The organism is Rhizobium sp. 862_C5_N1_2 (assembly GCF_051811205.1).
Lineage (GTDB): Bacteria > Pseudomonadota > Alphaproteobacteria > Rhizobiales > Rhizobiaceae > Rhizobium > Rhizobium leguminosarum.
Genome location: NZ_JBPWPT010000001.1, coordinates 1,753,413 through 1,768,324, shown reverse-complemented (window position 1 = coordinate 1,768,324; position 14,912 = coordinate 1,753,413). Strand labels below are relative to the sequence as shown.

The window sequence follows — 14,912 nt, the reverse complement described above, 5'->3', positions numbered from 1 at the left end:
TAAAAGGTGATACTGCAATGCACAAAATGCCATCACGGTAACTTGGCATTAGCCTCGCGATCATATAGCTATCGGTGAGGACGCTTAACCCCTATGGCGCTTTTATGGCGCCACCGCCATTTCGGAGGATCAGCATGACGGATCAAAGCGCTACAATAAAAATCGGTGACAAATCAGTCGACCTTGCCGTTAAAAGCGGCACGATCGGCCCGAGCGTCATCGATATCGGTGCCCTCTACAAGAACACGGCTTCCTTCACCTACGATCCGGGTTTCACGTCGACTGCATCCTGTGAATCGAAAATCACCTACATCGACGGCGACGAAGGTGTCCTGTTGCATCGCGGCTATCCGATCGAGCAGCTCGCCGAACATGGCGACTTCCTCGAGGTCTGCTACCTCTTGCTTTACGGCGAACTGCCGACCACCGTGCAGAAGAAGGATTTCGATTATCGCGTCACGCACCACACCATGGTGCACGAGCAGATGAGCCGCTTCTTCACCGGCTTCCGCCGCGATGCGCATCCGATGGCCGTCATGTGCGGCTGCGTCGGCGCGCTGTCGGCCTTCTACCACGACTCCACCGACATCACCGATCCGCACCAGCGCATGGTCGCCAGCCTGCGCATGATCGCCAAGATGCCGACGCTTGCCGCCATGGCCTACAAGTACCATATCGGCCAGCCCTTCGTTTACCCGAAGAACGACCTCGACTACGCCTCGAACTTCCTGCGCATGTGTTTTGCCGTGCCTTGCGAGGAATATGTGGTCAATCCGGTGCTTGCCCGCGCCATGGACCGCATCTTCATCCTGCATGCCGATCATGAGCAGAACGCCTCGACCTCGACCGTCCGTCTCGCCGGTTCGTCGGGCGCCAACCCGTTCGCCTGCATCGCTGCCGGCATCGCCTGCCTCTGGGGCCCCGCGCATGGCGGCGCCAACGAAGCAGCGCTCAACATGCTGAACGAGATCGGCTCGGTCGACCACATTCCGGAATATATCGCCCGCGCCAAGGACAAGAACGATCCGTTCCGCCTGATGGGCTTCGGTCACCGCGTCTACAAGAACTATGATCCGCGCGCCAAGATCATGCAGAAGACGACGCATGAAGTGCTTGGCGAACTCGGCATCAAGGATGATCCGTTGCTCGAAGTGGCGATGGAGCTGGAGCGCATCGCGCTCACCGACGAATATTTCATCGAAAAGAAGCTCTATCCGAACATCGACTTCTATTCCGGCATCACGCTGAAGGCGCTGGGCTTCCCCACGACCATGTTCACCGTGCTCTTCGCGCTTGCCCGCACCGTCGGCTGGATCGCGCAGTGGAACGAGATGATCGAGGATCCGGAACAGCGCATCGGCCGTCCGCGCCAGCTCTATGTCGGCGAACCGAAGCGCGATTACATCCCGGTTTCGAAGCGCTGATCGCTTTAAAAGAACCCAAAAGAAAACCCGGTCAGAAACGACCGGGTTTTTTCTTTTTCAGCACGTCGAGAAGGATCTCGGCGGCGTGCTCGCCGGGCGGCTTTTCGGTCTGCATGCGTTGCCAGACGAGATCGTAACCCTCGTTCATTGCCTTCAATTGGAGCGTATCGGCCGACAGCCGCTCCATCCAGCGCGCCAGGCTGGCGCCGCGGACCACCTCGTTCAGATATTCCGGCACGACGGCATAATCGGCGATGATATTGGGCAATGCGCCCGTCCATACCTTGATGCGCTTGGTCAGCAGGCTGATGATCCAATCCGTCTTATAGACGGACACCGTCGGCACGCCGGCAAGGCCGAGTTCGAGGATTACCGTACCGGAAGCCGCCATCGCGGCATCCGCTTCGGCAAAGGCCTTCCACTTCTGCATGGATCCGACCACGACCTCCGGCGGCGTGGCCCAGCCGGCGACGAGACCCTTCACCAGCGCTTCATTGTGCGGCACGGTGGGCAGCAGGAAACGCATCGGGCCGTTGCGGGCGACGAGTTCGCTGGCCGCGTCCTCGAAAAACGGCAGCAGCCTGCTGATTTCGGAGGATCTTGACCCAGGAAGCATCAGGATCGTCTTACCCGCTTCGCCGACGGGTGCGCGCCCGGCGCGCAACCGCCGCGCTTCGAGCAGCGCCGGATCGGCGGTCAGGCGATGGCCGACATAGGTGGTCTCAGGCCCGCCGAGCGTGCGCATCACTGCCGGCTCGAAGGGCAGGACGGCGAGCACATGATCGACGTAGCCGAGCATGCGCGTGGCGCGATATTCCTTCCAGGCCCAAACGCTCGGACAGACGTAATTGACAACAGGCAGATCGGGCAGCGCGGTGCGGACACGCTTGGCGACGCGATGGGTGAAATCCGGGCTGTCGATAATGAGAAGAATATCAGGCCTTGCGGCAATGATGGCAGCCGTCGTCTGGCGGATCAGGGTATAGAGCTTCGGCAGCCGACTCAGCACCTGGGTGATGCCCATGATCGACAGCTCGGAGAAATCGAACAGGGACCGCAAGCCTTCCGCCTGCAGCCCCTCGCCGCCGACGCCGACGAGTTCCACCGGTCCTCTATGAATCCGCTTCAGGGCGGCAATGAGATCTGCTCCAAGCAGATCCCCCGACACCTCGCCGGCAATGACGGCGATCTTCAGCGGCGCCCCGTTCATTCGAGCCCCCATGACGGCAGGCCGCGATCGATGCCGCAGACGAAAAGCCCGGCCTCATCAGCGGCTTTGATGACGGCGGCGCGATCGAGCACCAGCGAGCGGCCGGCCTCGACGGCGACGCCGGCAAGGCCGGCTTTCCTCGCGTTCAACACCGTGGAAACGCCGATCGCCGGCAGGTCGGCACGGATATCCTGTTGCGGCTTGCAGAGCTTGACAAGCGCGCCGCGGCGGCGCGGCGAGATGCGCCCGGCGGCTCTGAGACCCGCGACACGCTCCAGCATCTCGTCCGTGCCCTCAAGACCCTCCAGCGCGACGATACGCCCGCCGATGGCGACGGCGCCCTGGCCGACATCGAGCCGGCCGAGCATTTCGGCGGCTTCCGCCGCGCGGTTGATATCGCGCCGGTCTTCTTCGCCCGGTATCGCCGTGCCGAGCGGGCCGACGGCGGCAAGAAGGTCGGGGGCGATCTCATGGGCACCGACGACGCGCCGGCCGTTTCCCTCGATCAGCCGGATCACCATCTGCAGCACCGTATCGTCGCCGCCGGACAGCAAGGTGCGGATCGCGGCCGGCATCTTCATCAGAGTGCGCAGAGTCGGGCGCACCTCGCGCCATTCCGGCCGGCGCCGCACGCTGCCGGACATGACGACACGGCCGATGCCGTAGCGGTTCAAGAGGCCCTCGAGAGCTGCAAAATCGCCGATGCCGATGACGGCATGGTCATACCCTTCCCAGCGCCGGTCGCTTTCGTCCTTCAGCGCGACGATGACGGGATTTTCACCCGCCGCTCGCGCGGCTTCGGCGACATAGGAAGGCAGAAGGCCGCCGCCGGCGATGATCGCCAGCCGGCCCGCAGCGGTGTCGCCGGATAAAGTCACGGACTAGCCCTTCTGTCCCCGGGTCGGCGAGGACAAGGCGCGGTCGCTGTCAGCGGCGATGAAATCGAGGATGTGGACCACCTGCTCGCAATCGGCATATTCTTCGCGGATGGCGGCGGCGTTTTCGCGGACCGAGCCCGTTCCTTCGAAGATCGACTTGTAGGCGCGGCGCACTCTATGAATGACGGCGCGGTCGACACCGGCGCGCGTCATGCCGACGACGTTGAGGCCGCTCAGCAGCCCGGGATTGCCGTTCAGCATGCCGTAGGGGATGACGTCGTAGCTCACTGCCGAGAGCCCGCCGACGAAGGCCTGACGGCCGACGCGGGTGAACTGGTGAACGGCCGAGCCACCACCCAGGATGACACGATCCTCGATGACGACATGACCGGCGAGCATGACGTTGTTCGACATGATCACGTGATTGCCGACCCGGCAGTCATGCGCGACATGGGAATTGGCAAGGAAGAGGTTGTTGTCGCCGACGATCGTCTGCCCGCCGAAATCGGCCGTGCCGGTGTTCATCGTCACGCCTTCGCGGATCGTGCAGTTGGCGCCGACCGTCAGCGTCGTTTCCTCGCCGCCGTGATGCACGCTCTGCGGATCGCCGCCGACGACCGCCATCGGGAAGATGCGCGTGCCCTTGCCGATCACAGTGCGGCCGGTAACGACCGCATGCGACAAAAGCTCGACATTCGCATGCAGGACGACGTGCGACCCAACATGGCAGAAGGGACCGATCTTGACGCCCTCACCGATAACAGCACCGTTTTCGACGGCGGCCATCGGATGAATGCGGGCGCTTTCGGCGATAGTGCTCATGCCTGATCCTTACGAACGATCATCGCGCCGATATCGGCTTCGGCGACAAGCGCGCCGTCGACCTTGGCATCGCAATGGAATTTCCAGATATTGCCGCGCTGCTTGTGCTTCTTGACATGGAATTCAACACGATCGCCGGGTACGACGGGCTTGCGGAAGCGCGCATTCTCGATGGTCATGAAATAAACGAGGTTGCCGGGCTGGCCATCCTTCTTGGCACAGATCGCACCCGCGGTCTGGGCCATGCCCTCGATCAAGAGAACGCCGGGCATGATCGGAGATTCCGGAAAATGGCCAGTGAAATGCGGTTCGTTCACGGTGACGTTCTTGATGCCAATCGCTGTGTTGTCGCCGTCGATCTCGATGATCTTGTCGACCATGAGAAACGGGTAGCGATGCGGCAGCAGTTTCATGATCTCGATGATGTCAGCCGAAGAAAGCGTTGTCGTGGCTTCCTCAGTCATTTTGCTCGCCTCCAGGTTTCTTCCCGCGCACTCTCGTCTTGGACATCATTTGCGCGACATCTCTCAGATAGTCATTTAGCGGACGCGCAGGTGTGCCACCATATTGTCCGCCGGCGGCAAGATCGGTCATGATACCGCTTTGGGCGGCGATCTGCACGCCGTCGCCGATCGTCACGTGCCCCTTGATGCCGACCTGGCCGCCGATCTGCACGCCATTGCCGATCTTCGCGCTACCGGCGATGCCGACCTGCGCAACGACGGCGCAATGGCGGCCGATCTGAACGTTGTGGCCAATCTGGACCTGGTTGTCGATCTTGGTGCCCTCGCCGATCACCGTATCGTCCATGGCGCCGCGGTCGATCGTGGTGTTTGCGCCGATCTCGACATTGTCCTGAATGATCACCCGGCCGATCTGGACGATCTTGATCATGCCGCGCGGACCCGGCGCGTAGCCGAAACCATCCTGGCCGATGCGGACGCCGTTGTGGATGATGACGCCATTGCCGAGCAGTGCACAGAGAATGCTCGCACCGGCCGCAATCGAACAATCCCGGCCGATCTTGACGCCCGGACCGATGATGCTCTGCGCGCCAATGCGCGTCCCCTCGCCGATCTCGGCATGCGCACCGATGACGGCCATCGGCTCGACGATCACACCTTTTTCGAGTTTGGCGCTCGGATCGATCACCGCGCTTGGCGCGATCTCGCCTTCACCTGGCGAAAAGGTGACCGGGCGCAAGGCTGCGGGATAAAGCAGGCCGCCCGCCATCGCGAAGGCCGCATGCGGATTGGACGACAGAATGACCGGGATATGCTGAGGTACGAGATCAGCAAGCGCCTTGTCGCAGATCACCACCGAGGCTTCGCATGTCGCCAGCTCATCGCGGCTGCGGCGCGACAGGATATAACAGACATCGCCTGCCCGTGCCCGGCTGATGGGGGCAACGGACCTGACAATAACACCGGCATGGTCGGAATTGACAAGTTCCGCCCCAAGAAACTCTGCCAGCTCAGCGAGCTTCAGACCTTCATGGGGCAGAAAGAAAACGTTTTGCTCCATCGGCAATGCTCCAGAACGGAATTGAGTCTTACAGTTCCGGACTGCCGATATCAGAATTGGTTGTTGATGCCAAACTTGAAGTTCTGCGTCTTGTCGAAGTCTTCCTTGAGGACCGGGATCGCGTAATCCAGACGCAACGCACCGAAGGGAGACTGCCAGACGACACCGACACCGACGGAAGCGCGCAGGGAGGCGTCTTCGCCTTCGATGCCGTCGCCCCTCAGGTCAACGTCGTTGCCGAACAACGTGCCGGCGTCGGCGAAGACCGCGCCGCGCAGGTTGAAGTCACGCGGGAAGCCGGGCATCGGGAAGGTCGCTTCGGCCGATGCTGTGAAATAAGTGGTACCGCCCAGCGGATCGTCGTTGGTACCGGAAACGCGCGGGCCGATACCCTTGTTTTCGAAGCCACGAATGTCACCGTTGGTCAGCGTGAACTGGTCGAAGACGTTCAGATGGTCGCCAAAGCCGATGACATAACCCGCCGAAGCCGAGACCGAACCGATGATATCGGCATCGTCGGCGAGCAGACGGTAGTAACGAGCCTTGCCGTAGATCTTGTAGAACTGCGAGTCACCGCCGAGACCGGCAATTTCCTGCGTCGCCGTCGCATAGATGCCTTCGCGTGGCAGGACCGTGTCGTCAAGCGTGTTGTAGGTCAGCGTCTGCGAGACGGAAGAACGTGTCCACGGGCTGTCCTCAACCAGGTGCTGATACGGAGCAGACAGATCGGAAAGATCGCTGTTATCAGCGTCATACTTCATCTGCTTGTAGTTATAACGGAAGGTCGTCGCCAGATCCTCGGTAATCGGCGCGGTGACGCGCAGGACGACACTGGTTTCCTCGTAATCGTAGTTGTCATTGCTCGACGTTTCGCTGCGGTTGACGTCGAAGCCTGCCGCCAAACGGTAGCCAAGGAAATAAGGCTCGGTGAAGCTGACGCCGTAGGCGCGCGAGCCTTCCTGACCGCCGCCGGCCGAGATGCGGATATACTGGCCGCGGCCGAGGAAGTTCTTTTCCTCGATCGAGGCTTCGAGCAGCAGGCCGTCGCCGCCGGCGGCATAACCCGCACCGACACCGAACGAACCGGTCGACTGATCCTGCACATCGACAACCACCACGACCCGGTCCGGGGAGCTGCCCGGCTGGGTGGAGATGTTGACTGAGGAGAAATAGCCGAGCGCTTCGAGGCGACGCTTGGCCTTGGTGATCATCTGCTGATTGAAGGCGTCGCCTTCGCTCATGTCGAATTCACGGCGGATGACGTAGTCGCGCGTGCGGCTGTTGCCGCGAATCTCGATGCGCTCGACATAGGCGCGCTCGCCCTGGTCGACCAGATATTCGACACCGATCGTGTTGTTGTTGAGGTCGCGGTTACCGCGCGGCGTGACGCGCGCAAAGGGATAACCGGCAGACGCCACCTGATCGGAGATCGCCTCGATCGACTTCTGCACTTCCTTGGCGTTGTAGACCTGGCCTTCGCGAGTGCGTACGAGCGGCTGCAACTGGTCGGAGCCGACGCCTTCGACGGTCGACTGGACGGTCACTGGTCCGAAGTCGTAACGCTGGCCTTCCTCGATGTTGAAGGTGAGCGTGTACTTGTTGGTCGCGTCGTCGAAGGCGGCATCGGAAGAAACGATGCGCATGTCGGCGTAGCCGCGATTGTAATAGAACTGGCGCAGCGCTTCTTCGTCGGCGTGGAGCTTGTCTTCGTTATAGACGTCCTTGCGGGTCAGGAACGACAGGAAGTTCGAACGCTTGGTGTTGATGACGGCAGCCAGGCGGCCGGCGCTGTAGGCATTGTTGCCGACGAAGTTGATCGAATCGATCTTGGTGCGATCACCTTCGTTGATGACGAAGGCGAGGTTGACGCGGCCTTCGCCGAGCGGCACCACCTGCGTCGTGACTTCAACCTCGCTGCGGCCGGTGGCAGCGTAAGCTTCCTTGATCGACTGAATGTCGGATTGGATCTGGGTGTCGCTGTAGGGACCAGCAGCGTGGGTCTGGACGATCGTCGCGAGCTTGTCGTCCTTGATCTTGCGGTTGCCGTTGAAGACGACCTGATTGACGAGCTGGGCTTCCTGAACGTTGACGACGAGCGTGCTTCCGGAGACCGAGATCTTGACGTCGGAGAAGTAACCCGTCCCGTAGAGCTGCTTGACCGATGCATCGATATCGCTGTTCGAAAAACTCTTTCCAGGAGCGATGGTGAGGTTCGACCGAACGGCTTCCGCGCCGACACGGCTTGCGCCGCGCACATCGATGCGCTGGATAACCGCGGCCTCAGCGGCCGTAGCGGAAACGAACGTCAAAGCACCTGCGCCCGAAGCAACAACACTAGCAGACAGCGCAACCGCCGATACTGCGTTCAAAAACTTTGAACCAGCCTTCATTTCACCCATTACCTTTTGTTTCCCTCGTCCCCGGTTCCAGGAGAACCCGATTCCGGTCACGTGTGTCGTTTTACCCGCTTTTGACATACAAGCAAGGCAGGTCGTTAATTTCTGTTTACTTCATTTGCAAGCGTGACCCATTCGCCACTACAGCCTTGAAACATCGTAAATAAATAGTAATTACCCTCGCCTTGCTCGTTTACCCTCTCAACGAGCCAATATCGTTCCAGGTCGTGAAAACCATCAATGTCAGTATCATCGCCAGGCCGATGCGAAAGGCAATTTCCTGGGCCGAAGAGCCCAGCGGTTTTCCCCTCACCGCTTCCACCGCATAGAACATCAGGTGGCCGCCATCAAGTACCGGAACCGGCATCAGGTTAAGCAATCCTATCGAAACGGAAAGCACCGCCGCAAGCTGCAACACCGCGCCTATCCCAAGCGACGCCATCTGGCCCGAAGCTTGCGCCACGCGGATCGGCCCACCCAATTGATCGGCGCGCATCGTTCCGCTGAAGATGTTGGCGATATATTTGAAGGTGCCGGTAACGATATCCCGGGTCTGGAGCACAGCCTCACGCAGCGCCTGCAGCGGCGTATAGGTCTGCAGGCGGAAATTGCCGGCCTGCTGGTTGGTGACGATGCCGATCTGGCCGACCTCAGCCTTGTTGCCGAACTGGTCAGTCATGTCGACGCGTTGCGGCACCATCGGCAGATCGAGCTTCTGCCCACCACGCTCGATGGTCACGACGATCTTCTGGCTCGGACGGATGCTGACATAGCGGCGCACGTCGTCGAAGGTCTCGACCTTGCCGCCATCGATGGCGACCAATAGATCGCCTGGAAGCACGCCAGCGGCAGCCGCGGCGCCATCAGGCTTGACCTCGGCAACGACAGGATCGGCGATCGTGCGGCCATAGACCGAGAAAAGAATGGTGAAGATGGCGATCGCCAGCAGAAAATTGGCGATCGGGCCAGCCGCGACGGTTGCAGCGCGTTTCCACAGCTTGGCGCCAGCAAAGGAGCGCGCCCTGTCTTCCTCGGACATGGCGGCGATCTTGTCGGTGTCGGGCTTGCTCGAGGCATCCTCGTCGCCGAAGAACCGGACGTAGCCGCCAAGCGGGATCGCCGCGATCTTCCAACGCGTTCCGTGGCGATCGGTGAAGCCGAATATCTCCGGACCGAAGCCAACGGAAAAGGCAAGGATGCGAATGCCGCTCCAACGCCCGACGAGGTAATGGCCCATCTCATGCACGAAGACGAGCAGAGACAGCACGAGGATGAAGGTAACGATATTCCCCATCAAAAATGCGTATATGCCGCTCAGCGTTTCCATGAGTGCCTTCCGTCAGACTGCCGCGTTGTCAGAGTCCGAACAATGCCGCGCCAAGCGACGTCATTCCGGTCCCCTTTATCAGGGAAAAAAGCCCTGCAAGCAAGAACGCCGAAAAACAGGCAAAAATCAGTCCGTCGACACGGTCCATGACGCCTCCATGGCCCGGAATGAGACGGCTGGAATCCTTGACGCCGAATCTCCGCTTGATGAACGATTCGAAAAGATCGCCGGACTGGCTGCAAATGGAGAGAACAAGCGCTGCGAAGGCGGCGATGATTTCAGCGCCCGGAAGGAGAAAATGGACGAGAACGACGCCGGCTGCGACCGCCGAAACGGCGCCGCCGATTGCGCCGGACCAAGTCTTTCCCGGCGAGATCGAAGGAGCAAGCTTCGGTCCTCCGAGCGCCCGGCCGACGAAATAGGCAAGGATATCGGTTGCCCAGACGACGGCAAAAACGAAGAGCATGGCGTAAAGGCCAAGCCGGTCATCGCTTCTGATCGCGGCAAGCGCCAGGCCGGTGACGCCGGCATAAAACAGGCCCACTGGCAACCAGCGGCTCGTACCATGCAGGATGACCAGGGCTATGCCGACGGCGGTGACGCCGGCCAACATGCCGGCGGCGAATTCGAAATTGCCGACAAGCACGAGGAAGGCGACCGCCGCCTCACCGATCCAGCCGACGGCATTGACGATCCAATCCCGCGCGATGCCGGTGATCTTCGACCATTCATAGTAGATCAGCAGGCCAATGGCGACCGCCAGGATACGGAAGGCAAGGCCGCCATACCAGGTGGCGGCAAGAACGATGGCCGCAAGAATCAATCCTGAAACGATGCGGAGCTTCAGTTCCCTCTGCATCAGGTGCCGACCGCAGCCGCCTGCGACGACAGGCCGCCGAAGCGCCGGTCGCGAGAGGCGAATGTCTCGAGCGCCGAGCGGAAGATCTCAGGGCTGAAATCCGGCCAGTATTCCGGAAGGAAGATGAATTCCGAATAGGCGGCCTGCCACAGGAGGAAGTTGGAAAGCCGCTCTTCGCCGCTGGTGCGAATAATAAGATCCGGGTCGGGGATACCCGCGGTATCGAGGCGGGCGTTAATCAGCGCGGGTGTAATATCCTGCGCCCTCAGGCGGCCGTCCTCGACATCCCTGGCGAGGCTCACCACGGCGCGGGCGATCTCGTCGCGCGAGCCATAGTTGAAGGCGATGACGAGCGTCAGTGACGTGTTGTCCTTGGTCGTCTCCTCCGCCTCCAGAAGCAGGCCGAGAATATCGCTGCGCAGGCTGTGGCGGTCGCCGATCACCTTGATCCGCACGTTCTGGCGGTGGAGCTCGGCGAGGTCGCGCCGGATGAAAGCCTTGAGCAGGCCGAGCAGATCGGAGACCTCGGCTTCGGGCCGGCGCCAGTTCTCCGAGGAGAAGGCAAAGAGGGTCAGATATTTTATGCCGGCCGCACCGGCGGCGCGTACTGTCTCGCGCACCGCCTCGACGCCCTTGCGATGGCCCATCGTGCGCGGCAGACCACGCTGCTTGGCCCAGCGGCCATTGCCGTCCATGATGATGGCAACATGCTCTGGCACAGTCACAAATATAGATTCCGACATTTCCCGTCCGGTCTTTCCAGGCAAAGGCACAGATCCACTAGACCTGCATGATTTCCTTTTCCTTCTCGCCAAGCAAGCGGTCGATTTCGGAAATCGTCTCGTCCGTCATCTTCTGTACACGTTCCGACTGCGCCCGGCTCTCGTCCTGGCCGATGACGCCGTCCTTTTCGGCTTTCTTCAAGCCGTCCATGCCGTCGCGGCGGACATGGCGAATCGCCACCTTGCTCTTTTCGGCATAGTCGTGCGCCACCTTGACGAGCGATTTGCGGCGCTCCTCGTTCAGTTCCGGCAGCGGAATGCGCAGGTTCTGGCCGTCGACGATCGGGTTGAGGCCCAGATTGGATTCGCGGATGCCGCGCTCGACAGCACTGACCATCGATTTGTCCCAGACGGAAACCGACAGCATGCGCGGCTCGGGCACGGTGATGTTGGCGACCTGGTTCAGCGGCATGCGGGAACCATAGGCCTCGATCGTCACCGGGTCGAGGATGTTGGCCGAAGCACGGCCGGTGCGCAGCGATGCGATGTCGCTCTTAAATGCGGAAATGGCGCCGTCCATGCGGCGCTTCAGTTCCTTGATATCGATACCTTCACTCATGTCGATGCTCCCGTCTGGCGAGGGCTGCGCCGAAACCGCGGCGCAGCTTTATCAGTTGTCGGAGACGATGGTCTTGAGGCCACCGCCCGTCAAGATTTCAGCAAAACCACCCTTCTCGTGGATCGAGAAGACGATGATCGGAATGGAATTTTCCCTGGCGAGCGCCACGGCGGCAACGTCCATCACCGCAAGCCCCCTGTCCAGCACTTCCTGGTGCGTCAAGCGGTCGAGGCGAGTCGCATCGGGATATTTCTTCGGGTCGGCGGTGTAGATGCCGTCCACCTGTGTACCCTTGAAGATCGCTTCCGCGCCCATTTCGGCGGCGCGAAGTGCTGCGGCGGAATCGGTGGTGAAGAAGGGGTTGCCGGTGCCACCGGCAAAGATCACCACGCGTCCCATCGACAGATGATAAAGGGTTGCGCGCTGCGAAAAGCTCTCGCAGATCTCGGGCATGGAGATGGCCGAAAGCACCACCGTATCGATGTTCAGCTTGCGCAGCGAGGTCGCCAGCGCCAGCGCGTTGATGATGGTGCCGAGCATGCCCATATGGTCGCCGGTGACCCGGTCGCCGCCCTTGGACGCCACCGCGACACCGCGGAAGATATTGCCGCCACCGACGACGACGCCGACTTCCACGCCCATATGCCGTGCCTCGGCGATGTCGGATGCAATGCGGTCCGCCACCGTCACATCGATCCCGAAACCCTGGCCACCCATGAGCGCTTCGCCGGAAGCCTTGAGTAGAACGCGTTTATAGACAGGCTCTAAAGACATCTTGGCTCCTCGTAAATTGCCGTGAATGCCCGATACACGAAGGGCACCGCGTTGTCACGCGATGCCCTTCGTGTTTTCCCAATTATGACTGGAAGATCAACCCTTGACGGCAGCCGCAACTTCGGCCGCGAAGTCGGTTTCTTCCTTCTCGACGCCTTCGCCGAGCAGCAGACGGGCCATGCCGGCAACTTCGATCGGCGCGCCGACGGCCTTTTCAGCTTCCTTGATGGCGGCGGCAACCGTCAGATCCGGATTGATGACGAAAGCCTGCGAGAGAAGAGCGACTTCCTCGAAGAACTTGCGCATGCGGCCTTCGACCATCTTTTCGATGATGTTGTCAGGCTTGCCGGAAGCGCGCGACTGCTCGATGAAGACGTTGCGCTCGCGCTCGGCGACGGCGGCATCGACTTCTTCCGGGCGGATCGCCAGCGGCGCGGTCGCCGCGATGTGCATGGCGACCTGACGGCCGATGGCGTTCAGGGCTTCCTTGTCACCGGTCGACTTCAGCGCCACGAGAACGCCGAGCTTGCCGAGGCCGTCGGAAACAGCATTGTGGATATAGGTGGCGACGACGCCGTCCTCGACGGAGAGAGCGGTCGAACGGCGCAGGTTCATGTTCTCGCCGATCGTTGCGATCGCATCCTTGATCGTGTCGGAAACGGATTTGCCGGATGCCGGGTAGGTCGCAGCGGCAACGGCGTCGACTGTGCCGTCGGTCGAGACGGCGACCTTGGCGATGCCGCGGACGAGTTCCTGGAAGGCATCGTTACGGGCGACGAAGTCGGTTTCGGAATTGACTTCGACGACGACGGCCTTGGTGCCCTGGCTCGAAACGCCGATGAGGCCTTCGGCAGCGGTGCGGCCGGACTTCTTGTCGGCCTTGGCGATGCCCTTGGCGCGCAGCCAGTCGATCGCCGCTTCCATGTCGCCACCGGTTTCAGCAAGAGCCTTCTTGCAGTCCATCATGCCTGCGCCGGTCTTTTCGCGCAGTTCCTTCACCATTGCAGCCGTAATCTCGCTCATTAGCTTCCTCTTGTCGGTTCATACGGTGGGCCGTAAAGCGCGGCTCAGCACCGGATTGAGGCACGAAATGTACCTGTATGTATGACAGCGTGATGAAGACGCGCCATAACGAAACTTCTCTGGCGAAGAGCCTGATGCCTTCGCCCTGAAACAGGCAAGGCCGCCGAACTTCGATGAGTCGCGAGCGGCCTTTCCCCAGTCTCTGTAAGCTTTGGCGGATCTTTCGATCCGCCCGCTTTCATCAGCCTTCGGCTGCTTCCTCGAGAGCCGGTTCGACCGGAAGTTCGGAGGATGCGCCGAGATCGCGGCCGGAAGAGCCCTGCTGACGCGCGATGCCGTCGATGGCAGCGCGTGAGATCAGCTCACAGTAAAGAGCGATCGCGCGCGATGCGTCGTCGTTACCCGGGATCGGATAGTCGATCAGGTCCGGATCGCAGTTCGAATCGATGATGGCGACAACCGGGATGCCGAGGCGCTTGGCTTCGTCGATCGCGATCTTTTCCTTGTTGGTGTCGATGATGAACATCAGGTCAGGCGTGCCGCCCATATCGCGGATACCGCCGAGGGCCTTGTCGAGCTTTTCACGCTCGCGCTCGAGGTTCAGGCGTTCCTTCTTGGTGAAGCCCTGGGCTTCGCCGTTCAGGATCTCGTCGAGCTTGCGCAGGCGCTGGATCGAGTTGGAGATCGTCTTCCAGTTCGTCATCATGCCGCCGAGCCAGCGCGAGTTGACGTAGTACTGGGCCGAGCGCTTGGCGCTGTCGGCAATGATCTCAGACGCCTGGCGCTTGGTGCCGACGAAGAGAACGCGGCCGCCGCGGGCAACGGTGTCGCTGACGACCTGAAGGGCGCGCGACAGCATCGGAACGGTCTGGGCCAGATCGATGATGTGAATGTTGTTGCGATCGCCGAAGATGTAAGGCTTCATCTTCGGGTTCCAGCGATGCGTCTGGTGGCCGAAGTGGACGCCTGCTTCAAGAAGCTGGCGCATAGAAAAATCAGGCAATGCCATGCCTTGTTACTCCTTTTCCGGTTGAACCTCCGCAAGGCGAACAGCACCCTCTTCGAGGATGCCACCGGGCGGAACAGCCCGGATTTCTCCCGGACGATCCCATGCCTTACGTGTGGAATGCCGGTGCCCATACATTCGATTTGGCACAAAAGCAAGACTTATGCCGAAAAAACCTGGCGGCTCAGCTTGCCAGCGTCGGCTGCAGCGACAGCATGACGCCTGCATCCGGCATCGGCAGGATGGCATCGACCTCGGCCGGCAGCAGGATCGCACCGACCCGAAAAGCAGGACGACAGACGGCGACTCAGTCATCGCTGATCGCCGA

At 61.0% G+C, this 14,912-nt stretch carries 14 protein-coding genes; 1 reads left to right on the top strand and 13 read right to left on the bottom strand.

What is annotated here, in order from left to right; all coding sequences use genetic code 11:
• The first annotated feature begins 134 nt into the window (after positions 1 to 134).
• Complete coding sequence (gene gltA, locus ACD590_RS08975) at positions 135 to 1,424, top strand: citrate synthase (protein WP_018241898.1); 1,290 nt, start codon at positions 135 to 137, stop codon at positions 1,422 to 1,424.
• Between the two features lie 31 nt (positions 1,425 to 1,455).
• Here the strand turns inward: gltA and lpxB are convergent, their stop codons facing one another.
• From lpxB to rpsB, 13 genes are all read right to left on the bottom strand, one after another.
• Positions 1,456 to 2,634 (bottom strand): lipid-A-disaccharide synthase, encoded by a 1,179-nt coding sequence (gene lpxB, locus ACD590_RS08970; protein WP_439002444.1) that lies wholly within the window; start codon positions 2,632 to 2,634, stop codon positions 1,456 to 1,458.
• Entirely contained in the window at positions 2,631 to 3,512 is an 882-nt protein-coding gene (locus tag ACD590_RS08965) for an LpxI family protein (protein WP_018241896.1), read from the bottom strand. The genes lpxB and ACD590_RS08965 overlap by 4 nt, the downstream gene beginning before the upstream one ends.
• A gap of 3 nt (positions 3,513 to 3,515) precedes the next feature.
• Positions 3,516 to 4,334 (bottom strand): acyl-ACP--UDP-N-acetylglucosamine O-acyltransferase, encoded by an 819-nt coding sequence (gene lpxA / locus ACD590_RS08960; protein WP_439020858.1) that lies wholly within the window; start codon positions 4,332 to 4,334, stop codon positions 3,516 to 3,518.
• Positions 4,331 to 4,798 (bottom strand): 3-hydroxyacyl-ACP dehydratase FabZ, encoded by a 468-nt coding sequence (gene fabZ, locus ACD590_RS08955; RefSeq protein WP_018241894.1) that lies wholly within the window; start codon positions 4,796 to 4,798, stop codon positions 4,331 to 4,333. The genes lpxA and fabZ overlap by 4 nt, the downstream gene beginning before the upstream one ends.
• Positions 4,791 to 5,858, bottom strand: a complete 1,068-nt coding sequence (gene lpxD / locus ACD590_RS08950) for a UDP-3-O-(3-hydroxymyristoyl)glucosamine N-acyltransferase (RefSeq protein WP_018445462.1) — start codon at positions 5,856 to 5,858, stop codon at positions 4,791 to 4,793. The genes fabZ and lpxD overlap by 8 nt, the downstream gene beginning before the upstream one ends.
• Before the next feature lie 50 nt (positions 5,859 to 5,908).
• Positions 5,909 to 8,248: an outer membrane protein assembly factor BamA gene (bamA, locus tag ACD590_RS08945; RefSeq protein WP_113542290.1), complete on the bottom strand. Its 2,340-nt coding sequence runs from the start codon at positions 8,246 to 8,248 to the stop codon at positions 5,909 to 5,911.
• A 199-nt stretch (positions 8,249 to 8,447) separates the two neighbouring features.
• Entirely contained in the window at positions 8,448 to 9,581 is a 1,134-nt protein-coding gene (gene rseP, locus ACD590_RS08940; protein ID WP_018241891.1) for an RIP metalloprotease RseP, read from the bottom strand.
• A 28-nt stretch (positions 9,582 to 9,609) separates the two neighbouring features.
• Positions 9,610 to 10,440, bottom strand: coding sequence for a phosphatidate cytidylyltransferase (locus ACD590_RS08935; protein WP_018445464.1), 831 nt, complete (start codon positions 10,438 to 10,440; stop codon positions 9,610 to 9,612).
• Positions 10,440 to 11,183: an isoprenyl transferase gene (locus ACD590_RS08930; protein ID WP_247264243.1), complete on the bottom strand. Its 744-nt coding sequence runs from the start codon at positions 11,181 to 11,183 to the stop codon at positions 10,440 to 10,442. The genes ACD590_RS08935 and ACD590_RS08930 overlap by 1 nt, the downstream gene beginning before the upstream one ends.
• Positions 11,184 to 11,220: 37 nt before the next feature.
• Positions 11,221 to 11,781: a ribosome recycling factor gene (frr, locus tag ACD590_RS08925; protein WP_018241888.1), complete on the bottom strand. Its 561-nt coding sequence runs from the start codon at positions 11,779 to 11,781 to the stop codon at positions 11,221 to 11,223.
• Positions 11,782 to 11,832: 51 nt separating this feature from the next.
• A complete protein-coding gene (pyrH, locus tag ACD590_RS08920) occupies positions 11,833 to 12,555 on the bottom strand; it encodes a UMP kinase (RefSeq protein ID WP_003539289.1) in 723 nt (240 codons plus the stop codon).
• Positions 12,556 to 12,651: 96 nt separating this feature from the next.
• Positions 12,652 to 13,578 (bottom strand): translation elongation factor Ts, encoded by a 927-nt coding sequence (gene tsf, locus ACD590_RS08915; RefSeq protein ID WP_018241887.1) that lies wholly within the window; start codon positions 13,576 to 13,578, stop codon positions 12,652 to 12,654.
• Between the two features lie 241 nt (positions 13,579 to 13,819).
• Positions 13,820 to 14,587: a 30S ribosomal protein S2 gene (gene rpsB / locus ACD590_RS08910; RefSeq protein ID WP_003559062.1), complete on the bottom strand. Its 768-nt coding sequence runs from the start codon at positions 14,585 to 14,587 to the stop codon at positions 13,820 to 13,822.
• Between the last annotated feature and the right edge of the window lie 325 nt (positions 14,588 to 14,912).